This is a genomic window from Pontibacter brevis (assembly GCF_054779655.1).
Window position 1 is genome coordinate 230,762 of record NZ_BAAGXV010000090.1, and the last position, 25,780, is coordinate 256,541.

Sequence of the window (25,780 nt, forward strand, 5' to 3'; positions counted from 1 at the left end):
TAACATATAGCCCGGCATAACAATCAGCAATAAACAAACAACAATCGCTTAAAAGCTTTATTTTTACCAACAGCACAAAGCAGCCTTACCCTTGCCTACACCCACTCCCATACTTCAGGTCAAAGATTTAGCAACTGTTTTCTCCATGCAAAGTGGCACCATCAGGGCCGTGGACAGGGTATCGTTCCAGGTATACCCGGGAGAGACAGTGGCTATAGTAGGAGAGTCTGGCTCCGGAAAGTCAGTTACAGCACTTTCATTGATGCGGTTGATAGATGCGCCTGGCAGTATAACAAGGGGAGAAGCTGTATTTCAATCAAATAAGTATGGCAAGGTAGACCTGATCCAGTTACCTGAAAAGCAAATGCAGGAGCTGCGCGGCAACGAGATCAGCATGATTTTTCAGGAGCCGATGTCGTCTTTGAACCCAGTGTATACCTGTGGAAAACAGGTAGCGGAGGTGCTGCTGCTTCATACTGATTTAACCAAAAAAGAGGCAAGAGAGCGTTCTATTGCGCTTTTTGAGAGAGTGAGGTTGCCTGAACCGGAACGGATTTATGATGCTTATCCACATGAGATATCGGGGGGGCAGAAGCAGCGTGTGATGATTGCGATGGCCATGGCCTGCGAGCCAGCCATCCTTATTGCCGATGAACCCACCACAGCCTTAGATGTAACGGTGCAGGCCAGGGTGCTGGAGTTGATTGATGAGCTGCGCGTGAAGGAGAATATGGCCGTACTCTTTATCACACATGATCTAGGTGTGGTAGCCGAAATAGCCGACCACATCCTGGTGATGTATAAAGGAAGGCTGGTGGAGCAGGGTAAGGCAACCGATATCTTCACCAATCCGCAGCACCCCTATACAAAAGGCCTGCTGGCCTGCCGCCCGAAACTGTCTGATAAACCACAGACTGTTCTGCCTACCGTATCTGATTTTATGGAGGAGGATGCCTTCGGGAATATTATCGAAAAGGAAAGGCAGGTACACGAGCCGTCGCTGGAGGATGTGGTGAACGGCTATGTGCATTCCGTAACAGGGCTGAAGCAGCAGCAGGTAAATCAGCACAGGCTACCGCTGCTGCAGGTAAAGGACCTGAAGGTTTACTTCCCGATAAAGAAAAACTTCTTTGGGCGCACCACTGGTTATGTGAAAGCCGTGGATGGGGTGAGTTTCGAAATGCAGACCGGTGAAACAATTGCGCTGGTGGGCGAATCAGGTTGTGGCAAAACCACCATTGGCCGTGCTATGCTTCGTCTGGTGGAGCCAACAGATGGCAGCATCCTGTTTGATGGCCGAGATTTAGTCAAACTCGGAAAAGAAGAACTAAGAAGGAGCCGTCGGAATTTTCAGATAATTTTCCAGGATCCTTATGCCTCGCTCAACCCGATGCATACTGTAGGGGAAGCCATTGTAGAGCCAATGCGTGTGCATAAGCTTTATGCCAATGAGAAAGAGCGGTGTGGAAAAGCAATGGAACTGCTTGAGAAGGTGGGGCTTGTGCCGGAGCACTTCCATCGTTATCCACATGAATTTTCCGGTGGGCAGCGGCAGCGCATCAGCATAGCGCGGGGGCTGGCCCTGCAGCCTAAATTCATTATCTGCGATGAACCGGTGTCTGCCCTGGATGTGTCGGTACAGGCACAGGTGCTTAACCTGCTCAACCAGTTGAAAAAAGAGTTTGGGATTACTTACCTATTCATTACCCACGACCTCTCTATTGCAAAATACATGGCGGACCGTATCCTGGTCATGAGCAACGGCCGGATTATTGAGAGCGGCACACCCGATGAATTGTTCCATAACCCGCAGCAGGAATACACTCGCTCCCTCCTTAGCGCCATCCCGAAAGGCGAACTGGAAGACGTGCTGAGAGCACAGCAGAAGCGGGAGGCTATGAAAGCAGGACTGGTATAAAACTATCAGAACTGCTCCACTTTACCCTCGCATTAATCAGACTTCTGGTATGCGTAACTCATCTCCATAGGTTATATATGGATTATTGTATATATATTCACCATAAAATTTCCCGCCAATCTATCCATCCACCCACATCCGGCGTATAGTAAATAAACTATTTAAGAAAAAGATTGTAATAAGGTGCAGTTGCTGCATGAGCGGCTGCCAGATGCATAAAGAGATACATGAGAAGTAAGAACAGTAACAGAGGCGGCAAAGACAACGACAGCCGCAACGAACGCAACAGCTCCAGAGGACGGGGCGATTCATCATCAAGAGGCAAATCATCTAAAAGAGGAGGTTCCTCCTCCGGCCGCGGTGGCGGCTCCTCAGGCCGCAAAGGCACGCCAAAATCAGCTAAAGCCATGGTGCTGGAGGTTTTCTCCAATAGCCCCGACACGGTATTCACACAGCGCCAGCTTTGCCGCCGCCTGGGAATAACGGATAAGAAAGGCCGGGAGCAGGTAAACAGCATTGTGCAGACGCTGGTACAGGACAATAAGCTGCTGCCGATTGACGATGACAAGTTTATGATGAACCTGAAAGTGGACATCATAACAGGCCGCGTGGACTTGGCTAACAGCAAGTATGCCTATATCGTGTCGGAGGGGCGTGAAGAGGATGTGCGCGTGTTCCGGGAGCACCTGAAGTATGCCATGGACGGCGACACGGTAAAAGTGGAGGTATCGCCTACCGTGCACGGCGGTCGCCAGGAAGGCGTGGTGATTGAAGTGCTGGAGCGCTCCCGCACCGAACTGGTGGGAATCATGGAGCTGTCGAAGAATTTCGGCTTTGTAGTGCCTGACTTTAAGAAGCTGTACTTTGATGTATTTGTAGGGGAGCGTGGCCTGAACGGTGCGCAATCCGGCGACAAAGTGCTGGTAAAAATTGTAGAGTGGCCGAAAGACCCGGGTAAGAACCCGACAGGGGAGGTAGTCCGCGTATTTGGTCCGGCAGGTGAGCACGAGGCGGAGATACACTCCATCATGGCAGAATTCGGCTTGCCGTTCGAGTTTCCGGAGACAGTGGAAGAAGAGGCAGATAGTATCTCAGATAAAATAACAGACGCTGAAATAGCCAAGCGCCGCGATTTCCGCGACGTGACCACCTTCACTATTGACCCGGCCGATGCCAAAGACTTTGATGATGCGCTGTCGATTCAGAAGCTGGAGAACGGAAACTACGAGATAGGCGTGCATATCGCGGACGTAACGCACTATGTGCTGCCAAAAACGACATTGGAGAAAGAAGCCTTTCACAGGGCTACCTCGGTGTACCTCGTAGACAGAACGATACCGATGCTGCCGGAGCGCCTTTCCAACGGCCTCTGCTCACTAAGGCCTAACGAGGAGAAGCTAACCTTCTCAGCAGTATTTGAGCTGGACGAGAACGGCAAGCTATACGACTCCTGGTTTGGCCGCACCGTTATCTACTCCGACCGCCGCTTTGCCTATGAGGAGGCGCAGGAGCGCATTGAAACAGGAGAGGGCGATTTTGCAGAAGAAATCAACATCCTGAACGGCATCGCCAAAAAGCTCAAAGACAAACGCTTTAAAAACGGCGCCATCAGCTTTGAGACGACCGAAGTTAAATTTAAGCTGGACGAGAACGGCAAACCGCTTTATGTGTATGTGAAAGAGCGCAAAGACGCCCACAAACTGATCGAGGAATTCATGCTGCTGGCCAATAAGAAAGTGGCCGAGTATGTCTACAATTTGGGCAAAGGCAAGCGCCGCCCTACCATGGTATACCGTACCCACGGGCAGCCTGACCCGGACAAACTAAGCACCTTCTCGCTCTTCGCCCGCAAGTTCGGCTACAAAGTAGACCCGGATGGCGACATATCAGAAGAGCTGAACAACCTGACAGAAGAGATAGAAGGCAAGCCGGAGCAGAGCGTACTGCAGAACCTGGCCATCCGCACCATGGCAAAGGCAAAGTACAGCACCGAACCGGAAGGGCACTTCGGTCTGGCCTTTGACCACTACTCGCACTTCACATCGCCTATTCGCCGCTACCCGGACATGATGGCGCACCGCCTGCTGCAGCACTACCTGGATGGAGGCAAGTCTGAAGATAAAGAGGAGTACGAAGAGCGCTGCCGCCACTCTTCCGAAATGGAGAAGCGTGCCGCAGATGCTGAGCGTGCCTCTATTAAGTACAAGCAGGTAGAGTTCATGAAAGACACCATTGGCAACCAATACAAAGGAATTGTGTCTGGTGTCACAGAATGGGGTATATTTGTGGAGATCGAGGAAAACAAGTGCGAAGGTATGGTTCGTTTGTCTGACCTGAACGACGACTACTACGAACTGGACGCGAACAACTACCGCATTATCGGCCGCCAGAACAAACGCATTATATCGTTTGGGGATGAGGTGATGGTAGAGGTAAAGAGTGCCAACCTTGCTGACCGTACAATCGACCTGACACTAATAGAAACTCTGAAAAAATAGTATATATCCTGTGGATATCAGCACCCTTTCTGAAAAGATACATCATACTTTGTCTTCGCTCCGCTACGGCGAGCACCCGGTTGAGCTGTATGAGCCTATCCGCTATATTATGGCCCTAGGCGGAAAGCGCATACGGCCGCTGCTGGTGCTGTTAGCAGCAAAAATGTACGATGACGACGTGGATAAGGCACTTTTGCCTGCCGCGGCGGTAGAGGTTTTCCACAACTTCACGCTCATGCACGACGACATCATGGACAAAGCGCCTTTGCGCCGTGGCGAGCAAACCGTGCATGAAAAGTGGAATGCCAACACGGCCATCCTCAGCGGCGACGTGATGCTGGTGCGGGCGTACCAGCTGCTGTTGGGCGTGGAGCAGGATAAGCTGGCACAGGTGCTGGAGCTGTTCAGCGAAACAGCGGCGCAGGTCTGTGAAGGCCAGCAGCTGGACATGAACTTTGAACGCCGCGAGCAGGTAAGCATCCAGGAGTACATCCACATGATTACGCTTAAAACTGCTGTGCTCTTAGGGTTTAGCCTGGAACTGGGCGCTATTCTGCAGAATGCACCCCTTTCTGACGCGGAGCACCTGAAGGATTTCGGCCATAATGTGGGCATTGCCTTTCAGCTGCGCGACGATTTGCTGGACGTGTACGGCGACAAAGCCAAGTTCGGCAAGCAGGTAGGCGGCGACATCCTGTCAGACAAAAAGACTTTCCTGATGCTGACGGCGCTGGAGCAGGCGAACGAACAGCAGCGGCAGACGATCGTAGGCTGGCGTGATAAAACCGATGAAAGTATAGCCGAAGAAAAAGTAAGTGCTGTAACCGCTGTGTACGATGCCCTGAATATACGGCACCAGACAGAGCAGCAGATAGACCGCTATTTCCAGAAAGCGCTGCATCATTTAGATGCCATCCAGTTGCCCGAAGAGCGGAAATCTACCATCCGTGGCCTGGCCCTGCAACTGATGGAGCGGGATTCGTAAATTGTTAAATTGTTGAATGGTTAAATTGTTGTTTGGCAGGTGTAAGTAGTCCAGCCATTTAACAATTTAACCATTTAGCCATAAAATCATCCATACCATGGAATTAAGCGTCACCCTCATACTCATCATCATCACTGTTGGCACCTCGTTTTATGCCTGGCAAAACGAAAACGTAATGCACTCCTGGATTTTCCAGCCCTATGCGGTGCAGCGCGATAACTCCTGGTACCGATTCCTTACCTCTGGTTTTATACATGCTGATCTCACACACCTGTTCTTCAACATGTTTACCTTCTTCTTCTTTGGAGGAGCAGTGGAGCAAACACTCAGTATTATTTTCGGGCCAATAACCGGCATTCTGCTGTACCTGCTTATATACATTGGAGGAATCATTGTTTCTGACATACCCACTTATCTCAAACACCGCAACGATCCGCCTTACCGGGCGCTCGGTGCTTCGGGTGGGGTGGCAGCTGTGGTTTTCTCCAGTATCCTGTTTTACCCAACAAATGATATCTGCCTTTACGGGTTGCTATGTATACCAGGGTTTATTCTTGGTATACTGTACGTGATGTATTCGTACTATTCCGGCAGGCGAATGGAAGGCAACATTAACCACGACGCACACCTTTATGGCGCTGTGTATGGTTTTGTGCTGAGCATTGCACTGGTGCCACAGGCATTGCCTAATTTTTTCTCCGAGATAAGTAACTGGAGCCTGTTCTAAAGAAGGCTCTAAATTGTACTTTTATTGTGTGGGCTTATAAGCATCTTTCTTAGCTATCGTAGTGCCGACTACGTATAATAGCAAAGAGACATGTTTAACACAATGAAGCTTTTGTATCAAAAGGTATATATTTATATCGTTATAATTGTACTGTTGCTGGTTTGCCTCCAGACTGCGCAGGCACAAAGCATGGCACTGGTTCCGAAGGAGCGGATGACCCTGATGCAGTACGTAATGCAGGAAAGGCCGGTATTAGCAGACCTGATAACAAAAGCAGGCTTAACCCCCATTCTATCGGATGAGAAGCCCTATACTTTGCTGGCTCCGCCTGAATCAGAACTGATGGAGTTGCAGCAGTTGGCTCCTGCACGGTTAAGAGCTGTTATTTCCGGACATATCCTGAAAGGCACTTACCTTGAGAAGGATTTAAAAGACGGTTCCTCTGTAGAGACCCTTGCTGATACAAAGCTTAATGTTTTCCGCAAAAAGAATTACACCCTGGTAGATGGAGTGCGCATTGAAAGTGCAAACAACAAGGTAGGAAATGGGGTTTTGCACGGTCTTTCGGGCAGGCTTACCCCATAGCAGATCAATTTCCTGCTAATTTCAGTGCAATATTTTAGATGCGGAAGCAGCATAACTTCTTACTGCTCCCAGTGCCCTGTTAAGGCTGCCCCTCCTGTTAATTCCTTGCTAAAATTTAACACAAACTGTACATTGTTTAATGCAGCAAAGGTGGAAGCACGTAGAATGTATTAGACATTATGTTCAGCACCAACCAACATACCGCCTCAAATGAGTCCAAAATTGTAGTGGCTCAGAACCAATGCTATGAGTTGTTTTACGATAGCATAAAGAATAGAATATACCTAATAATTAAAGGGTTCTGGAAAAATAGAGAAGCCGTTCCTGATTATTTAAGTGATATGCAGAAGGCTGTAAAACTGGCAAGGCCAGGTTTTAGCTTGCTTTCTGACCTGCAGACCATGATAACGCACCCGCAAAGGCTGAGCAGTTTACATGTGGAGGCGCAAACCCTTCTGGTTGAAGCTGGGCTGGAAAAAGCCGCCAGTGTAGAACCTAAAGACCGGATTGCCACTTTACAGGTAAAAGAAATCACAACCAAAAGCCAGATGCCATCAAGGCGCTTTACATCCTATCAAGAGGCCGAAGCGTGGCTTAGCAGTGAATTATAGCCTTTTGTACGCTTAACTATCATATTATCAGTAAAATATATAGCCTTTTTAGGCTTAAATCGTATGCAGGCTTAAAAGATATTCATACAATTGGCTCTGCCTGCTGCTAACCTTGCCAGAAAACTTCGTGGACGCGTTAAAAATGCAAAACCAAGCAGGCGGCTAAAGCTTTGCTACCGCGCCTATGACCTTTGAGATTGGCTTAGTTTTAGGGATAATTGCGCTGGCAGTCGTTCTGTTCATTTCTGAGCGGCTTTCTATGGATACCGTTGCCATTCTGATAATGGCTTTGTTTATGGTGACCGGTATATTAACGCCGGCAGAGGGTTTGGCGGGTTTCAGTAACCCTGCTACTATCACAGTAGCATCTATGTTTGTTATCAGCTCCTCCATTTTCAAATCTGGTGCATTGAACAGCATTGGGCTGGGCCTGACCCGTATCGGGCGTAAAAATTACCTCCTCTGCCTGCTCTCGCTGATGCTTATCTCGGGCAGCCTTTCTGCTTTCATAAATGATACAGCAGTGGTGGCCCTGCTGATGCCTGTCGTGATACAGGTAAGCCGTGATATTGACGTCAGCCCTTCCAAACTGCTTATTCCCCTGTCTTTTGGTGCCTTGATGGGTGGGGTCTGCACACTCATTGGCACATCCACCAACATATTGGTGAGCGGCATTGCGCAGGCACAGGGCCAGGAGCCGCTGCAGATGTTTGAGTTTACGCCTGGCGGGGTTCTGTTTCTGCTGACAGGTATTATTTACATGTTTTTTATTGGCAGGCACCTGTTGCCCACCCGCAAGCAGCCTAAAGACCTGTCGGAGGAGTTTAACCTGGGTGAGTATATGACGGAGGTCGTGTTGCTGCCGGATTCACCTTCGGTTGGGGAGCCGCTCAAAAAGCTGGGCCTGGTGCAGAACCTGGACATGAAAGTAATGCAGGTGACGCGTGACAAAACACGGCTACATGCTACTCCTTCGTTGATTTTGCGGGCAAACGATGTGCTGAAGGTGCGCTGCGGGGTAGAGAAGCTTAAAATGTTGAAAGAAGAGAAAGGCATCAAACTGAAGTCGGAGCGTAAGTTCCTGGACGACGACCTGCGCACCGGCGACAGCAAGTTATATGAGGCCATTGTTACCCCGAACTCCTACATGGAAGGGAAGTCGCTGAAAGAGCTCAACTTCAGGTCGTATAACCACGGTGCTGCCGTACTGGCCATCCGGCACCGCGATGAGATTGTAAATGAGAAGCCCACCCACGTAAAGCTTTCAGCCGGTGATGTGCTCCTGATTTCTGCGAATGCCCACCAGGCACAGAAGCTGCGGCAAAATGAGGATGTACTGATTATTTCCCAGACGGAACGAAGCCCCTTTAACTACAGCAAAATCATTCCGGTCATGATAATCAGTGTGGGGGTGGTAATGGCTGCTGCCACAGGCCTGGTTCCGATTGTGCTGAGTGCTTTAGTGGGGGTGGTGCTGCTCATCCTCTTCCGTTGCATCCGGATGGATGAAGTTTATAAAGCAATTGACTGGAAAGTCATTTTTATGCTGGCAGGGGTGCTTTCGATGGGAGCTGCCCTTGAAAAAACAGGAGCTGCCAAACTCTTAGCCGATTACCTTATTTACGGATTAGGAGATTATGGGCCTCATGCCCTTTTATCAGTGTTCTTCTTTATCACCTTTATGACGACCAACTTCATGTCGAATAACGCGACGGCCGCGCTGCTGGCTCCTATTGCCATTGTAACTGCTCAGGAACTGGGCGTAAGCGTGCGGCCCTTTCTTATGGCTGTCGCTTATGGTGCATCGCTCAGCTTTATGACTCCGGTTGGCTACCAGACCAACACCATGATATATGGCCCCGGCAATTACCGCTTTTCCGACTATCTGAAAGTAGGTACTCCCCTTAACCTACTCCTCTGGCTGGTTGCCTCCCTCATTCTGCCGTACTTCTTTCCGTTTTAGACGGGGTTTACCTGAACAGTGGGTGTTCCACGTGGAGAGAACGTTGCTGCCTGGGCTACAACAGGAAATCAAAGTTTATCTGAAAAATATAAAGCCAGCTCTTTCAACATTATGTAGCAGGAACATATACTTTTGTTCTTTTGTCTGCAGGTGAAGTGCAGCGACACAAGATAATTTATTATATCTCCATGTAAAGTGGAGACACTATATGAATACACGTAGTATATTTCTTGCAATTGTAGGGTTGTTTTCTGCCACATCTCTGTATGCCCAAAGCGCGGGCAAGCAGGTAATACAGCAGCAGTTGGTTTGGTACGCTTACAACAACACGCTGGAGTTTAGCCCAAAATGGTCCTTAGTTACAGAGGTCCATGAAAGGCGGTTCAGAAACCCTGATGCGCAGCACCAGTTCGTGGCTCGTAGCCACCTGCACTATTCACTGGGCAAAGGCTGGAGTGCTTCGGGAGGCTTCACATACTTCCTGCAAAGCCCGCAGCTACCAGATGCAGCAAACAAGCTTGCAGTGCCCGAACTTCGGCCACACATCCAGGTCGATTACAAGCAAACGCTTGATAAACTTACTGTCGGGCACCGTTACAGGATTGAAAAGCGGTTTTTCAGGAATACAGCAGACGGAGAACTGGCGGATGGATACACCTCAAATTATCGTTTCAGGTATCGGCTTGGCTTAGAGTACCAGGTGGCCAGCATTCATCAGATGCCGTTAAAAGTAAAGGTAAACAACGAAGTGCATATAAACGCCGGTGAGAGAATCACTTACAACCGGTTTGACCAGAACAGGCTCTATGCAGGGCTTAATTATACGGTTGTTAAAAATGTAGCCGTTGAGGCGGGCTATCTGAAATGGTATCAGCAGCGGGCATCAGGAAACCAGTACTTCAGCCGGGACATCATCAGCTTTAGTGTTCACCACAAGATAGACCTCAAGAAGAAGGTGCATGCGAATCCGGAGGATATAAAACAGTAATAAGCCTCTCCTCATTCAGTACCATCTGTCACTTTCCATACTTTTTAATCCTCTAACTCCCCAGCTTTTTAACTTACAAATATCCTTTGGCCTGCAACAGGAACAGTTCGGCGTACTTTCCGTTCTGAGCCAGCAGTTCTTCATGCGAGCCCAGCTCTTTTAGCTGGCCCTGCTTCAGGAACAAAATACGGTCGGCCATGCGGACCGTGGAGAAGCGGTGGGAGATAAGCACGGCAGTCCGTCCTTCTATCAGTTCTGAAAAGCGCAGGAACACCTCGTGCTCGGCGCGGGCATCCAGGGCTGAGGTAGGTTCATCCAGTATCAGCAGCTGCGCATCTCGCATATAGGCACGGGCCAGGGCTACTTTCTGCCACTCGCCCCCCGACAGCTCTACTCCCGTGTTAAAGCGCTTACCCAGTACCTGCTCATACTTGTCCGGCAGCCGCTGAATCACAAGGTCAGCCAGGCTTTTCTGGGCAGATCCCTGTATCCGCTCTTTGTCGGCGATGTTGCTGATTAGGCCGATGGCAATGTTGTCGGAGGCTGTCATCTGAAAGCGCACATAATCCTGGAAAATGATGCCCACCTGGTGGCGCAAATCAGCCAGGTCATAGTCGCGGAGGTCTATTCCATCCAAAAGGATACGACCCTCAGAAGGCTCATACAGCCTTGCCAGCAGCTTGACAAGCGTTGTTTTGCCTGCCCCGTTTTCACCAACTAATGCCAGCTTTTCGCCCGCATGCAGGTGAAAAGAAAGGTGGCGCACTGCCCAGCGCTCGCTGTTGTGATACTTGAAGCCCACGTTCTCGAACGTAAAACCATGCTGAATGGGGCGCGGCAAAGGCAGCGGATTGGCGGGAGGCTTTATCTGCGGTTTCAGCTCCAGAAAGTCGAAGAGGTCCTGCAGGTACAAGGCACTCTCCGCAATCTGGGAGAAGCGCGTCATGATGCCTTGCAGAAGGCTGCGCATGCTGCTGAAAGAACCCGCCAGGAATGTAAGGCTACCTACTGTAATCACGCCCATCACTGTTTCGAACAAGATGAAGACATAGGCACCATAATAAGCAAGGGTGCCGATAGCGGAAAGGGCACTTCCCCAGACCGCCCGCTTCACGGTAATGCTTTTGTTCAGGTTGTAATACCTGTCTGAAAGTTCTCTGAAGCGCCCCGCCAGGAAGCCGGAGAGGTTGAATGTCTTGATTTCCTTGGCTGTTTCGTCAGAGGCCCCTATATAGCGCAGGTAGTCCAGTTCGCGGCGCTCAGGGGTCTAGGAGCGGGAAAGGGAGTAGGTGCGTTCGTTGAAGTGGCTTTCTCCTAAAAAGGAAGGCACCACGGCAATCAGCAAAATCAGGAGGAGCCAGGGGTTAAAGGCGATCAGACCAGCCGCCAGAAAAGCAATGGTGACAATGTCCTGCAATTGTGAGAGCACCTGCGACATTAGCACCACCCGCGATACTGTTTGCCGCCGGGCCCGTTCCAGCTTATCGTAAAAGGTGGCATCTTCGAACTGCGCCAGGTCCAGGGTGGCGGCATGCTCTATCAGGGCCACAGAGGTGCGGTTGGAGAACAGGTCGCCCAGGAGACTATCCATTAGCGTAATGCCCCGGTTTATCAAATCAGATACTACGGCAAGGCCCAGCTCCAGCGCCACCAGCAGCCACAGGTAACTCAGGTCGCGTTCGCCTGCTACATCTATCAGCCGGATCACTTCATCAATAATCAGCTTGCCCACATACAGCATTGTAACAGGCAGTGCCGACTTGATGAGTCGCAGTACCAGGTTGGCAATGGTCATGCGCTTGCTGGTGTCCCAGATCAGCCGGAAAAATTTAGGTAAGTTCTTCAGCGCCCCCAGTTGCTCCCGGAAGCTTTTCTTTTCGGTATCGGTTTTGCCGGCAGCAGCTCTTGTCCCTTTTGTCGCCTTGCTCATATATTCTCTCTTGATGCCTTCATAACCTCTGTTATTCCTATACAGGCGTCAGCCGTTTATGTTTGGTAGCCAGAGTCTATGGATCATAAAATCCGTTATGATTTACTTAAGCAATTTCAGCTTCTGGTAGCACAAATCATACTATATTTAGCAGCACAAATACTACTTACATACTAAGTGAAGGATGAGAAATCTTAAAGTGGCTGCGCTTTTGGTATTCCTGTTTTTAGCAGGGGCTTCTGCAGAGGCACAACAGCACGTGGTGAAATACTTTAGCAAAAGCGGGGTGAAACAAGTGCCGGCTCCGGAAGCGCACTACTTTGAAGTTCAGGAAGAGAATGCGTCAGGAGGGGGCACACAGACACGTTTCCTTATGGAGGATAGTTCTAAAGTGCGGCTGTTTACTTACAGCGACATAGACGGAGGGGAGTATGGGCAGGGTATCTTAGATGGCCCTTACTACGAGTGGCATAAAAACGGAAGCTTAAAGTTGCAGGCAGCTTACAGTAACCAGGAGCTTTCAGGAGAATACGTAGCCTGGTACGAGAGTGGAAAGCTCGCTTACAGGAGAAAGTACAGGAACGGCTTACCGCAGGATACGCTTATCGCCTATTATGAAACAGGAGATATTCGCAGAGTGGAAGTGTACGACGGCGGGAAAATGGTTTCCGGGAAGCTGTATGATGAAGCAGGCGGAGAGATTGGTTTTTTCCCAATGGAGCAGATGCCTGAGTTTCCTGGTGGTGAGTACAAGATGTTAAACTGGCTTGCAAGAAACATTAAGTACCCTAAGAGCATGCGCAAGGAAAAGGTAAAAGGGCTGGTTATTATTTCTTTTGTAGTTAAAAAAGACGGAAGCTTTGGTGAGGCAGAAGTTGTTAAAGCGCTTCATCCGGAGGGGGATGCAGAGGCACTGCGTGTCCTCAACAGCATGCCTGCCTGGAAGCCGGGCCTGCAGGAGGGAAAGCCTGTTGATGTGCGCTACTACCTGCCAATAAGGTACTCATTCATGTAAAGGCAATTAACTTACTAATATGAAAAAGCTTTTTTTCGCGCTGATACTTACTTGCAGCACTTCCTTCAGTGTTCAGGCGCAGCAAAAAAGTGTTCCTGCTAAAGAAGACGTGGTAAGTGTAGAAGCCATTACAGCGGCAGGGCTGAAAATCATCTCCGGCCCAAAAGGGCAGCAGCGGGACATGGAGGCATTCAAAGCATTGTTCCTGCCGGGTGCGCAGATGGGGGGCGTGTTCTATAAAGGCGACAGCAGCTTTGTGCGCCTTACCACGGCAGAAAAGTTTGCAGAACGCAACGGACCGGCCTATGTGGAGCTGGGTTTTTACGAGAGCCAGCTGGCACTGCGCGTGGAGCGATTCGGAAACCTGGCCACTGCATTTCAAACGTACGAAACCCGCACTGGCAGCCCAATGGGAAAGGTGCAGGACCGGGGTGTGAATACGTATCAGCTGGTGTACGACCAGGGGCGCTGGTGGATTGCCAGCCTGCTCTTTACACCTGAAACTCAGAAGACTCCCATTCCTAAAAAATATCTGAAATAGCCTTTTTACAGTATGGTATCTTTATGACGAGATACCTGCTGTACTTCCTGACTGGTTTTGCCGTTGCCACGGTCATTCTTTTCTTTAGGGGCTATGCATCCGTGCCTCATTCCACTTACTCTAATGCTGCGTTGGTAGCGGCCATGGCTTTGTTCGGCCTGGCTTCCTGGATAACCTTTTTCAAGGAAAGAGCAGGCGCTTTGCTGGCGCTGCTGGGCCTGCTCGCCATGCTGCCCTGGGTAGTGAACGCCTGGATGAGGATAGCTGACCTGGAAACCAGTATCACGCAAATTGTAACAATAGTGCATGCGGTAATCTCCGGATTCGTGCTGATTAGCCTCATCATTAGCTTGCGCTATACCTTTGGCAGCGGTTCCTGGCAGGCGGGCACCAGAAGCCCGGGCCTCTTTCTGAAGATCCTGTTTACTCTCCTGCCATTAGCTGTGCTTATCACCTGGCTTGTAGTGGAGCCGAAGCTGTAACTAACTTCTGCTTAGGCCAGTCAAGGGTTGGCAGTGCGAAAAGGCACAGCCGTAACATTAAGCTGAGGAGTTTTTCAGTTTCAGAATACTATGGCAGGTTAACCCTCCTGAGGTCGAGAGTTTAAACACAGGATAAATTCGGTTCAGATATCGTAGTCGTTACCGTCTCTGAAAAGTGAAATTCAGCATCAGTCTCAAGCTGGGGAGAAGGCAGTTAGCTATATCAGCTGTTTTATTAGAACTCAGGAGGAGGCGATGTGTGGGAAAGAGATATAAACGAGAAAAGCCCCAGCTATATAACCGGGGCTTTCTCTCACCTTAAAACAAACTAATCTAAACTTTAACTAACCTTATTTTTTGTCTATAAACTTCATTTCTGGAGCAGAAGAGGGATTTCCATGATTTTCAATTATGTAATGTTTTACAGTATCATTGAAAAAAATAAAAATAACACAGGCTACGTTTGTACGTTCCTTAATTCCTGTTTATATTAGCCTTCCGGAATTACGCCTTCCTCTTAAATCGGGTGCAAAATTAGGTTTTTGTTTTCGCATTAGAAAGTAAAACCTAAAATATTTTGTGCTGCATGCCAGTATTTAATCTAACTATTTTACTATTAGCGGATTAGTGCTTCAGGTTATTTTTTGGAGTACTTTAGTTTTGTGCTGCCTGCCAGGTAAGTGGTGCTACACTTCCTACTCCCATAGCTGATTTTCCCTAAGTGGTGTTCACGAATGCCAGTGTTGCTGCTTCATAAAAAAGGCTAAGCCCCAAAAGATTTTCTCCTGTTCAGCTTAGCCTTCTGCCTGAAATTCTGCGATTATGTAATTCTAAATCATCGCTACGGTTTTGTTGTTTATCTGCACACCATAGGTGTTTTTATAATGCACCTTTCGTTCCAGCGCAGCAATCATAGGTTCTGAAAAATCCACGCCCTCCATTTCAGAGGCATCGAACAGGCCTCCCGGGCTGAATACATTTATCTCCATCAGCTTATTGCCCACAATATCGAGCCCTACCAGGAACATGCCGTCCTGTATGAGTTTGGGCCTTACGAGTTCCACCAGGTCCAGCATGGTTTGCGTTACCTTTGCTGCCTGGGTAGAGCCGCCGGCATGCAGGTTACTGCGGATGTCGTCTTTGCTGCCTACCCGGCGTATGGCGCAATACTTTCCTTTGTGCTGCAGTGCTTCACCATTCATTACCAGCAGGCGTACGTCGCCTTCTGTGGCCTCAGGCAGGTATTCCTGCGCAATTACGTAGCCGTCGCGGCTAATGGCCTCTACAATCTGGTTCAGGTTTGTGGCGTCTTCTTTCTTTACCATAAACACGCCGGAACCACCGGAGCCCTGTAGTGGCTTGAGGATGATGTTGTTTTGCTGTTCGTTGAAAAACTCCTTTATCTCGCTTTTGTCGCGCGTAATAAGCGTGCGCGGCCTTACGGCTTCCGGGAAATGCTGGAAGTACATCTTGTTCACTGCATCAGAGAGAGAAGTCGGGTCGTTGAGCACAATAACGCCATGGCGCATGGCCAGCTGACCGAAAATGATGCCTGCGTTCTGGGCCCAGGTGCGGCCTTCCGGCTCTGCTGATGGGTCGTTGCGGAGCATGAGCACGTCCAGGTCCGGGGCTGTCACGCGTACTTTATTTGCTTTTTCGCTTTGTACAGCCTCCAGGTAAGTAGTACAGGATTTGTACTTGTGCTTAGGGTCGGCTTGCGTGGCCGTGGCGCCCATATAGCCGTCGGGGTAATAAGCCAGGTCACCCACGCCCATCAGGTACACGTTGTGCCCTTTGTTGTGCATGCGCTGCGCCAGGAAAATGGTGCTGTAGTTGGCTTTTTCAGTACTTACGTCGTTTACTACGAATCCTATATTCATCTTATTCGGGTGCGAATTATAACGGGTTTAACCTACTGGAAACTGATTTCACAGTAGGTTAAATACTGAAATGCCCGCTTTTAGTTGTTCCAGCTTTGGTTTGATGGCAGGGTCGAGGAGGTAGCGGGGTTTGATAGGCACCGGCCGCAGCACCTGGCGGTAAATCAGCTCCTGCACAATCGGGATGTAGTCCTGCCGGATTTTACCGATGAGGAGCGGCTCCAGCTCGTGCCCCTGCTTCAGGTAGTCGAGCAGGTGCACGAGGCCGCGCAGGTATACGGCATCTTTGGTGAGGCCGCCCCCACGGTGTACCCGCAGGGTGATGTCAAAAGCCGTGTCGTCGTCAAAATGATAGTCGTCTTTCAGGCGCCAGAAGCTTTCAGAAAAAGTGGAGCCTTTGGTGAGGTGGTAAACGGCCACCACACGGGCCGCCAGGATGCGCATCCGGTCCTGGTCGAGGCCACCTACCAGGTACTCGCTCAGCACGGCCAGCCCTTCCTGCAACTCTTCGTAACCCGGGCTGCCCACGTACAGCTGCTTCAGCGGCTGCGCCTTTCCGTTATAGTACGTCAGCACGTGCGTGCCCACCTCATGCTGTATCAGTGCCTCGGCCCGGTGGCGCGGTATGATATAGTCGGAGCCGATGTTCAGCTTTCCTTTAGAGACCAGCAGCCCTGCCACGTCATCCCGTATCAAAACACCGGAGTTTACTCCCGGATGCTGCTTTTTCAGGAAGGCTATCTCCTGCTCCGCCAGCGCGGCGAATTCAGCAACAGGCATGATATCGGTATTTGTCTCGCGGGTTGGTTCCGGTACGGCGGCCAGAATGCCTTCGGCAATTTTCAGCAGCTGCTCGTCTACGCCGCCAAACACCTGCATGCTGCTGTACATAAAATCCGGGGTGTTGCGGTCGGCCAGCATGGTCAGCATCTTGTCCAGTTCATGGCGCTTGTCCCGGAACAGGTAGGCCAGGGTGGGATCGTCTACTTTCTCGATGGAGATGTTGTAGAGCTTGCGCTTCAGCCGATCCACGTCCACAGGCATCAGGCGGTAATGGAGCTGTGGTGCTTTTTTAAATTTGGTTTTTTTAAAATCCTCCCAGGCCTCGATATGGTTGACGGGCGTTACGAGCAGCAGAAACGGGAACTGGTCGCTGATGCTGGTAAGCTGCTTATCAATGCGCCACACCACCGGGTTTACACTCTGCCGCCCCAGTTCCTGGAAATGGACAGGCTTGTGTTTTGTTTGCACCGATACAAAGTCATACACCGTTTTCTTGATGGCGTTGGAGAGCTTCTCACGGATGGTGCGCAACAGCAGGGGGTATGCCTTTCCTGTTGCGCTGTCGCAGTAAACGGGCTTCAGCTGTAGCCCGAGCATCAGGTAACTTTGCTTTTTCAGCTCCTCCTCCGGTATCAGGCGCAGGGGGCCTTCCAGCAGTGGCTTGTTAGAGGCCGTCTCCACGTTTGTGCGGAGGTCGCTGATTTTAATGTTTTGCAGTTCTTTCTTAAGGGTGCTGATGGTGGCAGGCAGCTGTTTCTCCGGCCCCAGCACCCGGAACATAGGGGCTGCCGAATCATCTGAAGGGGCTGCCATCAGTTCCAGTATCATGAAAGCGCCAAACTCGTCGGCCATGGCGCTGGCTATGGCCCGGATCAGTTCCTGCAGCCGGGGTGTCTGCTCCTCATGCGAAATAATGTACGCGGCGGTTGCTTTCACAAAGTCGGCGGTGGCATGGTCGGGCTTTCCGGCCGGGTGGCGGAACAGCACCAGGAAGGGCAGTGGCCTGTCGATGTACACCAGTCCGCCCTGTGGCAGCCTCCGGCGCACCTGTTTGCCGCGCTTCAGGCTACGGCTTATTTTCTTTATAAAGTCGTCGGTTATTTCTTCAATCATGCTGTTGGTTTTCTGTGAAAAGGCCGGGTGCGGCCCGTGGGGTATAGCCTCTTATTTGCCTGCTTCAGGCGGGCATACTTTCGCGAGCGCCTCCAGCACGGGCCTAGTTGTTTGCTCCAGCGCCTTGCGGATCTCCTGCACCTGTTCTCTGTCAGGCTCTCCTGTCCATTCGTCCATAAAGAACTTTTTGAACTCGATGCTCATCACACAGGCCTTGTCGCCGAAGGTATCGTGAATCCAGCGCATAAAGTGGCCCCCTTCAAACTTCACGTTCTCGCGCACATCCAGGTGGCGCCCTCTGTAGTTGTAGTTGCTCAGGGTATGCATAAAGGCATCTACCACCGGAGCCCACTTCTTGCGGTCCATGTTACCGGTGCCAATGTTCACTTCCGGGTTTTTTTCGGGGTCAGCCTCCGGGCCATGGGCTCCCTCGCGCTTGTGGTTGTAGGTATGTAAATCATATACCACAAAGCAGTCGTGCTGTTCCTGAATCCGGGTCAGCACCTGCTTTACGTCTGCATAAAACTGGTCGTAGCGGTCCATCGACTCACTGGCCAGCTCATCCGGGAGCCCGTCTTTCCAGACGTGCAGGCCCCAGGCATCTTCGGGCTCACGGTATATGGCTTTTTCAGGCGGGCGGTTCAGGTCCAGTTCAAAGCGGGAGTTATGGCCGATTATCTGGTTATCCGCCACTACAACCCACTCGTCGGTGAAGGGGTCCTCTTCCCGGTGCCGTTCTGCCGCCGCCAGTGCAAAGAGGTTGCTGATGTTCTGGCGTACGTTGCTTCCGCTGTGGATGGCAGTAGCTACTAAAGGGCTGCTGCCTCGCTTTATCGTGTAGTATGCGTTGTTTTCTGTTGATTCAGTCATAGCCTTTTGTTTGCTAAGAATGTACCCTCTAAGGCAGCTGAAGGTTATGTAGGGTGGCCAGGTTGCAATTGCGATCAAACCTGAAATACGTAAGCCAGTATAGTAAACATAGAAAGCTAGTTTACTTTTACAACATACCCTGCTGCCATGGATGCTCCTAAAGAGAAGAAAATGAAAACTTGCCCCAACTGTGGTGAGATAGTACCCATCAAAACCAAAACCTGCCCTAACTGTGGCCAGATATTGGGGGGCAGGAGGTATAAGCAAAAGTGGATAAAAGAACTTACCCCTACCGAAATCTTCCTGATTATTCTGGGCAGCATCATGCTGGGGGTATTCCTGGTGGCTTTATAACCCATGGTGAGGTCCCTGCTGCACCCCTTGTTCCTGACCTGCTTTTTCCTTTTCTGCCTGAACCGGGCATTGGAACTGGCACAGGTTTACGTGTGGCCGCTGTACGCTTACCTCGACGACCTGCTGTGCATGCCGCTGACCCTCGGCCTGATACTGGCTGTGCAGCGGGGGTATTTCCAGGATCAGCGTTTGGTAATTCCTGTGAGGCATATTGCTTTTGCGGTGGCGGCTTTTAGTATTTGCTTTGAGCTGCTCCTGCCGCTTTACAAGCCCCTCTATACTGCCGACGTGTTGGATATAGCAGCCTATGTTGTAGGAGCCACTGCATTTCATCTGTTGATGAACAAGCCGCTTCAGGCTCCTGCCGCTGTGGAGCGGTAAATTTCCCATCTATAAAGTTTTGGTATCAGAGTGTTAAACAGTTCCTCCTGGTGCTGCAGGTAGTTTATTAGCTGCCAGAGTCAATTCTTAAATTTTTTCGCACTCCAAAGCAACCTTCTCCGGAATTATGCATCTTTTAGTCAGAGAGTTGCTTCAGGGGCTGTACAGGCCACCTTTTGCACCGGAAAAGATTATTCACCATACACATAAAACTATGAACCTCATCAGATTTTACGCCACCTCTTTCATCGTGTTTGTAATGGCACTTATGTTGACAGATGCTCCGCTGATGGCGCAGCAATTGCGTGGCAACGGCAACATTCAGACCCAGGACAGGAATGTGTCTAACTTCAGGGGCATTAATGTGAGCGGCGGTTTTGCTGTAGAGATAACGCAGGGAAACCAGAAGAGCCTGAGGCTGGAGGCGGATGAAAACCTGCTGGACAACATTAAAACAGAAGTCCGCAACGGTGTGCTGCACATCTACAACGAAGATGGTGTAACGACTAAGAAGGGGATGAAAGCTTATATCACCTTGAGAGAATTGAGCAGTATCGACATCAGCGGGGGGGTAAAAGTAGAAGGCAAATCTCCTATCAAAACAGATGCGCTGAAGCTGGACATGAGCGGGGCCTCTAAAGTAATACTGGACATCAACACAAACGAACTGGATGCTGATATGAGTGGTGCCAGCAAAGTAGAGTTAGTAGGAAGAGCCGACAGGCTGAGCATGGACATGTCGGGAGCCTCCAAAGTAGAGGCCGCTGACTTACAGGCCAAGCGTGTGAAAGTGGAAGCCAGTGGCGCCAGCAAAGTAAGAGTACATGCGACAGAGTCGCTGGATATTAATGCCTCAGGTGCCACATCAGTTGCTTATAAAGGTAGCCCAAGCATTACCTCCGAAACATCTGCGGCAGCCAGGATTTCGAAAATATAAGATACCGTACTAATCTAACCTACGAAAAAGCAGCCTTAACATAAGGCTGCTTTTTTTTTGCCCTGAAGTGTGCTTATCCTTTGGTAATGGCTGCCCGTATAGCTAAAGCAGTAAACAGAATAAACTTATAAAACTATGAGCGAAGCTAAGAAAACAACAAACCATAACGAGATAAAGAAGTGGGCGGAACAGCATGGCGGCAAGCCCTCTATCATAAAAGGCACTGAGAACGATGGCAGCGGAGAAGGTTTGCTCCGTATCCACTTCCCCGGCAAAAGCGACAGCAACGACAGCTTTGAAGAAGTGAGTTGGGAGGAGTTCTTCAAAGAGTTCGAGAACAGCAACCTCGCTTTGCTGCACGACCCAAACGGCAACTTCAATAAGCTGGTGAGCAGAGACTAACATTTAACAATAAAAAAGCGAAGCCGGTGCTGTTTAGCACCGGCTTCGCTTTTTTATTATAGGCAGCTAAAAAATTAGCGCACCGGCACTGGCAGCACCGGAAGGCTGGCGTGGCCTTCGTTATCTACTGACTGCACGGCAAAGAAGTAGTTGTCTTTTGAGTAGTTCAACGTGGCTTTCGTATCTTTCACAAAGAACTTCTTCTCCCAGGTGGGGCTGTTGGTCTCACGCATCAGCACGTAATAGCCTGCCGGCTTTTTGCCTTTGCTTGGGGCTTCCCACTGCAGGTCTGTTTTGTTTGTGAGGTCAGAGGTAAGTACGCCCACTTTCTCGGGAGCGGCAGGTGCCCAACCCAGGCTGGCCATGGTAGCCAGGTTCACGCCTGTGTTCTTGCGCAGGTACTCAAAATCCATATACTCTATCAGGTCACCGTACTGCTTTCCGTTCTCTTTGCGTACATTCTGGTGCTGATGGTCGAAGTCTTCATTGGTTTCGCTCATGCGCACAGCAGCAAAGCCACTGCGGTTAAACGGGGTGTGGTCACCACCACGCAGGAAGCGGTCAGTGCGGTTCACGAGTACCACATCAATCTGATCTACATATTTCTCTCCCGTTTTTTCCATGTAGCGGGCCAGGTTGCGGCTTGGGCTGTCGTTTTCAGCACCCAGTGTTCTGCGCAAACGCGCCTGCTCTTCTGTTTCGTTGGCAGGTACGCCTTCGCTGAATACGCGCACGCTGGTGTTGTCATGCAAGCCTGTTTCGGCTGAAAAGGAGTTACCTACGATGTCGTTGTTCAGCATGGCCACCAGGTTCCAGTTTTCCTTTTTGGCACGCTCTGCCAGGTGAGTGGAGCCGTACAAGCCCTGCTCCTCGCCCTGGAAGGCTACGAACACCAGTGTTGCCGGGAACTGCTTGGACGCCATAACCCGGGCCATTTCCATGACAATGGCTACACCAGAAGCATCGTCGTTGGCGCCGGGCGCTTTGCTTTTAGCGTCCATCACATCCGTGGCACGTGAGTCGAGGTGGCCGCCTACAATAATCACGCGGTCGTCGTTCGGGTCAGTGCCTTTCAGAATAGCCATCACGTTGGCCATCTCCACATCCTGCGGAATACGGCGGCCGTCGGCTTTCACGATGTAGCGGTCCATTTCAACCGTCATGCGGCCGTTAGAGGCCTGGGCGTATTTCTCGAATTCAGATTTTACCCACTCGCGGGCAGCACCAATGCCCTCTTTCTTGCTGGTGGTCGTGCTAAGCGAGTGGCGGGTGCCGAAGCTTACCATTTTTTGTACCAGCTGCTCCAGGTTCTGGGCCGATAGCTGGTTCACCATTTGCTTTATTTCGTCGTCCTGGCGTACGGGTTCCTGGGCTATGCTAAGGGTGGGGGAGCTAAGGAAAAAGCCTGCCATCAATACAGGCGCCAGCGCTCGTTTTAGATTAGGTTTAAAGGTCATGTTTGTTTGATTGTAAGAATGATAGACCCTAAAGATACAAAGGAATCAGGAGAAATGGGAGTTTTAACGTCAGGCCTCACACTGTCTCCTAGGCCTGTGTGCGTCCTGGTGACTGCGCAGGCAACAACACAAAATGCAGCATCTCTACGTTTCAGGTGCTTGCAGGGACTATTCGCAAAGTGAGGTCGTGGCTAGAAAGCTATCTGGCAGCGCTCATCCTGCAGCAGGTGCAGTTCATCCTCTACCATCATAATGGTCTTGGTATTGGCGAGTTCTGTCTGGTAGCGGCGGGAGAGTTCGCGGCGTTTGATGGCTTCCAGGAAGCGGCGGGCATCTTCCCGCGTTTCCAGCTTTAGCCCGGGTACCTGGGCCGGTTTGTCATCGTCGCCTTTGGCCACCATGGTAAAGTAAGAGGTGTTGGTGTGCTTCACGAATCCAGATTTCACGTTCTCCGAAATCACTTTTATACCCACCATTAAGGAGGTGTTGCCTACATAGTTCACAGAAGCCAGCAGCGACACCAGCTCACCTACCTCCACAGGCTGCAGGAAGTTCACGCCATCCACGGACACGGTAACGCAGTAGTTGCCGGCATGCTTGGCGGCACAGGCATAAGCTACCTTGTCCATGAGCGAGAGCAGGATGCCCCCGTGGATTTTGCCGCCGAAGTTGGCATAGCTCGGAATCATCAGTTCCGTCAGAACGGTTTGGGAATAGGATACGGGGCGAAAAGCAGGTGCGGTCATAGGTTGTAGTATAGCTGTAATCGGATATACAAAAGCTATACTCTGTTATGCCCGCAGCTGTTGCGCTTACAGGAACACCACGTCTTTTACGGCGTCGCCGCCCACTTCGCGGTTCAGTAATTCGATTACCTTGCTCTTCGACATGTTTAGCTCGTGTTTGAGCGGGGCAGAGGTAAGGCGCACAAACAGTTTCTGGTCTTTGAAGAACAGCTGCTGTGTTTTCATGGCAATGGGCTTACCCATGATTTTCTCCCAGCTCTGTACAATATGCACCTCGTCGAGTTTGCCCTGCAGCCGGTACGCCTGCATCAGCGACTTAATGCTGTCTCCAATAGGCTGTATATCAGCCTTCCGCTTGTCAATCTCCTCTTTCTTCTTAAAGTAGCGCACGTTTTGGGAATAATGAATGTGTGAATAGGGCTAGCTTATCTGCTTAGACTTTATATATTTTTCAACCTCTTCTGGTTCAAGGATGGCATCATACTTACTCTTTACTTTTCCAATATTAACATCTTCAGAAAGATCTCTTAAGAAGTCTTTAAACATTGAGTTCTCCTTAGCAAGCCGGTTTACTGTATCCCAATCAATCTCAGGGTTTACACGTGCAGGAAATAGGATTTCTGATTCATAAACATTCTTAATGTTTAATTGAATTAGTCCTATGCCAAATGCATTATTCAATCTCCTGATTTCATCATATAACGTTGCATCATCATCGATCTTTAATGCAACCAAATACCCCTCGTTAGCCCAGCTTGAATTTGAAACAGCTTGGAAATAATATTCTCTAAGGTTGCTAAAGTTAAGATTGACCTTCAGTTCAAATGAAAAGATCTTAACAGACGTCAAGGAGAGTTGCTTTTGAACATCTATTGTTTCCTTTAGGTACTCGTTAAAAGGGAAATAGACACCTACTAAGTCTGGGTGCAACCATTCATTTAGCCCTTTTACTCCTTTCTTTGAGTTCTCATGAAAGATGGTCTTCAGGTGCGCGCGAAAATGTGTGTCAGCCTGCGCATAAGAAACTAAAATAGGATGTAAATCCCGTTCAGTGTATTTCTTTCTTTCCTTTTGCTCAACTTCGACTTTCTCCTTTTCCTTTCTTTCTCCGGCTTTCTCAACATCAACTTTGTCAGCTAAACTTCTTAATAAGAACTGTGCTGGCCTCTCAGATATTTGAACATATTTAGAATTGTTTCCAGCTCGTGTGATATCTGTATATAAATAGGCTCCAATTGTAGCCCAAGGAGTCTTTCCTGTTGTTTGGAAATCTTTAGATATTCCCAAATCATTTGCTCTTTCCCAAATTTCTTTAGGGGATAGTGGTGCTTTAACCTGTTCAAAAGTTCTGTCAATTAAGTCCCAGAATGTCATTGAGATAATTTATACTCGAAAACAACAATTTAACAATCCAGCAATTAAACAATCAACTTCACCGTCCCCTCCTTCACCTCAAATCTACGGATACTTTCTGAGAGGCCGGAGAGAATTTTGTCAGTGCGATCGAGGTGTGTGTCTGTCAGGAAAATCTGGCCGAAGGTGTGGGCGGCCACCATCTGCATGAGCTGCGTCATACGCTTTTCGTCGAGGCGGTCAAAAATGTCGTCCAGCAGCAGGAGGGGCTTGTGGTGCTGCCGCTCGGCAACTACCTCAAAGTGTGCCAGCTTCAGAGCTATCACAAAACTTTTCTGCTGTCCCTGCGACCCGAAGCTTTTCACCGGGTTGCCGTCCATCAGGAAAACGAAATCATCTTTGTGTGGGCCTACCGTAGTGCGCTGCAGCGCCAGGTCCTTGCGCTCTGCCTGCTGCAGTAGTTGCCCGAATACAGCGTGAGGCAGCTGGCTTTTGTACGTCAGGCCCACTTCTTCGCTGCTGTCGGAAATATGGCGGTAGTGTTTCCGGAAAACCGGAACAAATTCCTCCAGGAACTTCTGCCGCTCCTGTGCCAGCAACTCTCCCGGAGCCACCAGTTGCTCGTTCAAAATCTGCAGGTAGTCGCGGTCGAAGTAGTGGCGCTCAGCAAACTGCTTGAGTAGCGAGTTGCGCTGTTTCAGGATATAGTTGTACTGTATCAGCTGCTCCAGGTAAGGGTGGTGCAGTTGTGAAATGAGGCTGTCGAAGTACTTGCGCCGTTCTTCGCTGCCCTCGCGTATCAGGTCGGTATCGTAGGGGGAGATGAGTACTACCGGGAAGCGCCCGATGTGGTCGCTCATTTTCTCGTAAAGGGCCTTGTTGTGCGTCACCGTCTTTTTCTGCCCCTGCTTCAGGCTTACCTGCACGGTGTGTTTTTCGCCTTCTACCTCAAAGCGGCCCTTCACCATAAAAAAGTCTTCGCCCTGTTTAATGCTCTGCAACTCAGTGCCCGGGAAGGCGCTTTTGGTGATGGAGAGGTAGTGGATAGCGTCCAGCAGGTTGGTTTTGCCGCTGCCGTTATCGCCTATAAAGCAGTTAATATGCTCCGAAAAGCTGAGTGCAGCTTCCTCATAGTTCTTGAAATACAGCAAACTTAGATTTTCGAGGAGCATTCGTTTCTACTTTGATATCTTTTTCCTTAATTTCGCAAGCTAAATTCCGTTAGCGGCTTATATTTGTCGTAGTTTAAATAGTTAAACCT

General features: G+C 49.9%; 23 protein-coding genes and 1 pseudogene. 15 read left to right on the forward strand and 9 right to left on the reverse strand.

Annotated elements, in window-relative coordinates:
• The first annotated feature begins 91 nt into the window (after positions 1–91).
• The 8 genes from ACYVB1_RS21865 (at position 92) to ACYVB1_RS21900 (ending at position 10,275) form a co-directional block, all read left to right on the forward strand.
• Positions 92–1,918, forward strand: coding sequence for an ABC transporter ATP-binding protein (locus tag ACYVB1_RS21865; RefSeq protein ID WP_460925948.1), 1,827 nt, complete (start codon positions 92–94; stop codon positions 1,916–1,918).
• A gap of 227 nt (positions 1,919–2,145) precedes the next feature.
• Complete coding sequence (gene rnr / locus ACYVB1_RS21870) at positions 2,146–4,416, forward strand: ribonuclease R (protein ID WP_460925949.1); 2,271 nt, start codon at positions 2,146–2,148, stop codon at positions 4,414–4,416.
• Positions 4,417–4,426: 10 nt separating this feature from the next.
• Complete coding sequence (locus ACYVB1_RS21875; protein ID WP_460925950.1) at positions 4,427–5,401, forward strand: polyprenyl synthetase family protein; 975 nt, start codon at positions 4,427–4,429, stop codon at positions 5,399–5,401.
• Positions 5,402–5,498: 97 nt separating this feature from the next.
• A complete protein-coding gene (locus tag ACYVB1_RS21880; RefSeq protein ID WP_460925951.1) occupies positions 5,499–6,128 on the forward strand; it encodes a rhomboid family intramembrane serine protease in 630 nt (209 codons plus the stop codon).
• Positions 6,129–6,317: 189 nt separating this feature from the next.
• Positions 6,318–6,713, forward strand: a complete 396-nt coding sequence (locus ACYVB1_RS21885; RefSeq protein ID WP_460925952.1) for a fasciclin domain-containing protein — start codon at positions 6,318–6,320, stop codon at positions 6,711–6,713.
• Positions 6,714–7,054: 341 nt separating this feature from the next.
• Positions 7,055–7,324, forward strand: coding sequence for a hypothetical protein (locus ACYVB1_RS21890; protein ID WP_460925953.1), 270 nt, complete (start codon positions 7,055–7,057; stop codon positions 7,322–7,324).
• 184 nt (positions 7,325–7,508) lie between these two features.
• On the forward strand, positions 7,509–9,287 hold the full coding sequence (locus ACYVB1_RS21895; RefSeq protein WP_460925954.1) for an SLC13 family permease: 1,779 nt from the start codon (positions 7,509–7,511) through the stop codon (positions 9,285–9,287).
• Positions 9,288–9,495: 208 nt separating this feature from the next.
• Positions 9,496–10,275, forward strand: a complete 780-nt coding sequence (locus tag ACYVB1_RS21900) for a DUF2490 domain-containing protein (RefSeq protein ID WP_460925955.1) — start codon at positions 9,496–9,498, stop codon at positions 10,273–10,275.
• Between the two features lie 73 nt (positions 10,276–10,348).
• Here ACYVB1_RS21900 and ACYVB1_RS21905 read toward each other — a convergent pair.
• Positions 10,349–12,205, reverse strand: a pseudogene (locus tag ACYVB1_RS21905) (ABC transporter ATP-binding protein).
• 184 nt (positions 12,206–12,389) lie between these two features.
• On the opposite strand from ACYVB1_RS21905, the gene ACYVB1_RS21910 reads away from it, so the two are divergent.
• From ACYVB1_RS21910 to ACYVB1_RS21920, 3 genes are read left to right on the forward strand one after another with little or no spacing between them, the layout of a single operon-like run.
• Positions 12,390–13,220 (forward strand): energy transducer TonB, encoded by an 831-nt coding sequence (locus ACYVB1_RS21910; protein ID WP_460925956.1) that lies wholly within the window; start codon positions 12,390–12,392, stop codon positions 13,218–13,220.
• A 19-nt stretch (positions 13,221–13,239) separates the two neighbouring features.
• The gene (locus tag ACYVB1_RS21915) at positions 13,240–13,761 is read left to right on the forward strand and encodes a hypothetical protein (protein WP_460925957.1); all 522 of its coding nucleotides are present in this window, start codon (positions 13,240–13,242) and stop codon (positions 13,759–13,761) included.
• A 23-nt stretch (positions 13,762–13,784) separates the two neighbouring features.
• Complete coding sequence (locus tag ACYVB1_RS21920; RefSeq protein ID WP_460925958.1) at positions 13,785–14,243, forward strand: hypothetical protein; 459 nt, start codon at positions 13,785–13,787, stop codon at positions 14,241–14,243.
• An 830-nt stretch (positions 14,244–15,073) separates the two neighbouring features.
• Here ACYVB1_RS21920 and ACYVB1_RS21925 read toward each other — a convergent pair.
• The 3 genes from ACYVB1_RS21925 to ACYVB1_RS21935 are packed head-to-tail and all read right to left on the reverse strand — an operon-like array spanning position 15,074 to position 18,889.
• Positions 15,074–16,123, reverse strand: coding sequence for a glutathione synthetase (locus tag ACYVB1_RS21925; RefSeq protein ID WP_460925959.1), 1,050 nt, complete (start codon positions 16,121–16,123; stop codon positions 15,074–15,076).
• Between the two features lie 48 nt (positions 16,124–16,171).
• Entirely contained in the window at positions 16,172–18,019 is a 1,848-nt protein-coding gene (locus ACYVB1_RS21930; RefSeq protein ID WP_460925960.1) for a flavohemoglobin expression-modulating QEGLA motif protein, read from the reverse strand.
• Between the two features lie 51 nt (positions 18,020–18,070).
• On the reverse strand, positions 18,071–18,889 hold the full coding sequence (locus ACYVB1_RS21935) for an N-formylglutamate amidohydrolase (RefSeq protein ID WP_460925961.1): 819 nt from the start codon (positions 18,887–18,889) through the stop codon (positions 18,071–18,073).
• Positions 18,890–19,060: 171 nt separating this feature from the next.
• On the opposite strand from ACYVB1_RS21935, the gene ACYVB1_RS21940 reads away from it, so the two are divergent.
• From ACYVB1_RS21940 to ACYVB1_RS21955, 4 genes are all read left to right on the forward strand, one after another.
• Positions 19,061–19,243: a zinc-ribbon domain-containing protein gene (locus ACYVB1_RS21940; RefSeq protein WP_460925962.1), complete on the forward strand. Its 183-nt coding sequence runs from the start codon at positions 19,061–19,063 to the stop codon at positions 19,241–19,243.
• Positions 19,244–19,246: 3 nt separating this feature from the next.
• The gene (locus tag ACYVB1_RS21945; protein WP_460925963.1) at positions 19,247–19,624 is read left to right on the forward strand and encodes a hypothetical protein; all 378 of its coding nucleotides are present in this window, start codon (positions 19,247–19,249) and stop codon (positions 19,622–19,624) included.
• 214 nt (positions 19,625–19,838) lie between these two features.
• A complete protein-coding gene (locus tag ACYVB1_RS21950; RefSeq protein ID WP_460925964.1) occupies positions 19,839–20,561 on the forward strand; it encodes a head GIN domain-containing protein in 723 nt (240 codons plus the stop codon).
• A 135-nt stretch (positions 20,562–20,696) separates the two neighbouring features.
• Positions 20,697–20,963: a hypothetical protein gene (locus ACYVB1_RS21955; RefSeq protein WP_460925965.1), complete on the forward strand. Its 267-nt coding sequence runs from the start codon at positions 20,697–20,699 to the stop codon at positions 20,961–20,963.
• Positions 20,964–21,037: 74 nt separating this feature from the next.
• Here ACYVB1_RS21955 and ACYVB1_RS21960 read toward each other — a convergent pair whose 3' ends face one another.
• The 5 genes from ACYVB1_RS21960 to recF all read right to left on the reverse strand — a co-directional run bounded on the left by ACYVB1_RS21960 (position 21,038) and on the right by recF (position 25,691).
• Positions 21,038–22,420, reverse strand: coding sequence for a M20/M25/M40 family metallo-hydrolase (locus ACYVB1_RS21960; protein ID WP_460925966.1), 1,383 nt, complete (start codon positions 22,418–22,420; stop codon positions 21,038–21,040).
• A gap of 191 nt (positions 22,421–22,611) precedes the next feature.
• The gene (locus ACYVB1_RS21965; RefSeq protein ID WP_460925967.1) at positions 22,612–23,166 is read right to left on the reverse strand and encodes an acyl-CoA thioesterase; all 555 of its coding nucleotides are present in this window, start codon (positions 23,164–23,166) and stop codon (positions 22,612–22,614) included.
• Between the two features lie 66 nt (positions 23,167–23,232).
• Positions 23,233–23,556 (reverse strand): DciA family protein, encoded by a 324-nt coding sequence (locus ACYVB1_RS21970; RefSeq protein WP_460925968.1) that lies wholly within the window; start codon positions 23,554–23,556, stop codon positions 23,233–23,235.
• A gap of 30 nt (positions 23,557–23,586) precedes the next feature.
• Positions 23,587–24,540 (reverse strand): COG2958 family protein, encoded by a 954-nt coding sequence (locus ACYVB1_RS21975; RefSeq protein ID WP_460925969.1) that lies wholly within the window; start codon positions 24,538–24,540, stop codon positions 23,587–23,589.
• Between the two features lie 44 nt (positions 24,541–24,584).
• Entirely contained in the window at positions 24,585–25,691 is a 1,107-nt protein-coding gene (gene recF / locus ACYVB1_RS21980) for a DNA replication/repair protein RecF (RefSeq protein ID WP_460925970.1), read from the reverse strand.
• Positions 25,692–25,780 lie beyond the last annotated feature (89 nt).

Coding starts and splice junctions, on each gene's coding strand:
- rnr (WP_460925949.1), top strand. CDS start 2,146: ATGAGAAGTAAGAACAGTAACAGAGGCGGCAAAGACAACGACAGCCGC.
- ACYVB1_RS21880 (WP_460925951.1), top strand. CDS start 5,499: ATGGAATTAAGCGTCACCCTCATACTCATCATCATCACTGTTGGCACC.
- ACYVB1_RS21885 (WP_460925952.1), top strand. CDS start 6,318: ATGGCACTGGTTCCGAAGGAGCGGATGACCCTGATGCAGTACGTAATG.
- ACYVB1_RS21890 (WP_460925953.1), top strand. CDS start 7,055: ATGCAGAAGGCTGTAAAACTGGCAAGGCCAGGTTTTAGCTTGCTTTCT.
- ACYVB1_RS21895 (WP_460925954.1), top strand. CDS start 7,509: ATGACCTTTGAGATTGGCTTAGTTTTAGGGATAATTGCGCTGGCAGTC.
- ACYVB1_RS21900 (WP_460925955.1), top strand. CDS start 9,496: ATGAATACACGTAGTATATTTCTTGCAATTGTAGGGTTGTTTTCTGCC.
- ACYVB1_RS21910 (WP_460925956.1), top strand. CDS start 12,390: ATGAGAAATCTTAAAGTGGCTGCGCTTTTGGTATTCCTGTTTTTAGCA.
- ACYVB1_RS21915 (WP_460925957.1), top strand. CDS start 13,240: ATGAAAAAGCTTTTTTTCGCGCTGATACTTACTTGCAGCACTTCCTTC.
- ACYVB1_RS21920 (WP_460925958.1), top strand. CDS start 13,785: ATGACGAGATACCTGCTGTACTTCCTGACTGGTTTTGCCGTTGCCACG.
- ACYVB1_RS21925 (WP_460925959.1), bottom strand. CDS start 16,123: ATGAATATAGGATTCGTAGTAAACGACGTAAGTACTGAAAAAGCCAAC.
- ACYVB1_RS21930 (WP_460925960.1), bottom strand. CDS start 18,019: ATGATTGAAGAAATAACCGACGACTTTATAAAGAAAATAAGCCGTAGC.
- ACYVB1_RS21935 (WP_460925961.1), bottom strand. CDS start 18,889: ATGACTGAATCAACAGAAAACAACGCATACTACACGATAAAGCGAGGC.
- ACYVB1_RS21940 (WP_460925962.1), top strand. CDS start 19,061: ATGAAAACTTGCCCCAACTGTGGTGAGATAGTACCCATCAAAACCAAA.
- ACYVB1_RS21945 (WP_460925963.1), top strand. CDS start 19,247: ATGGTGAGGTCCCTGCTGCACCCCTTGTTCCTGACCTGCTTTTTCCTT.
- ACYVB1_RS21950 (WP_460925964.1), top strand. CDS start 19,839: ATGAACCTCATCAGATTTTACGCCACCTCTTTCATCGTGTTTGTAATG.
- ACYVB1_RS21955 (WP_460925965.1), top strand. CDS start 20,697: ATGAGCGAAGCTAAGAAAACAACAAACCATAACGAGATAAAGAAGTGG.
- ACYVB1_RS21960 (WP_460925966.1), bottom strand. CDS start 22,420: ATGACCTTTAAACCTAATCTAAAACGAGCGCTGGCGCCTGTATTGATG.
- ACYVB1_RS21965 (WP_460925967.1), bottom strand. CDS start 23,166: ATGACCGCACCTGCTTTTCGCCCCGTATCCTATTCCCAAACCGTTCTG.
- ACYVB1_RS21975 (WP_460925969.1), bottom strand. CDS start 24,540: ATGACATTCTGGGACTTAATTGACAGAACTTTTGAACAGGTTAAAGCA.
- recF (WP_460925970.1), bottom strand. CDS start 25,691: ATGCTCCTCGAAAATCTAAGTTTGCTGTATTTCAAGAACTATGAGGAA.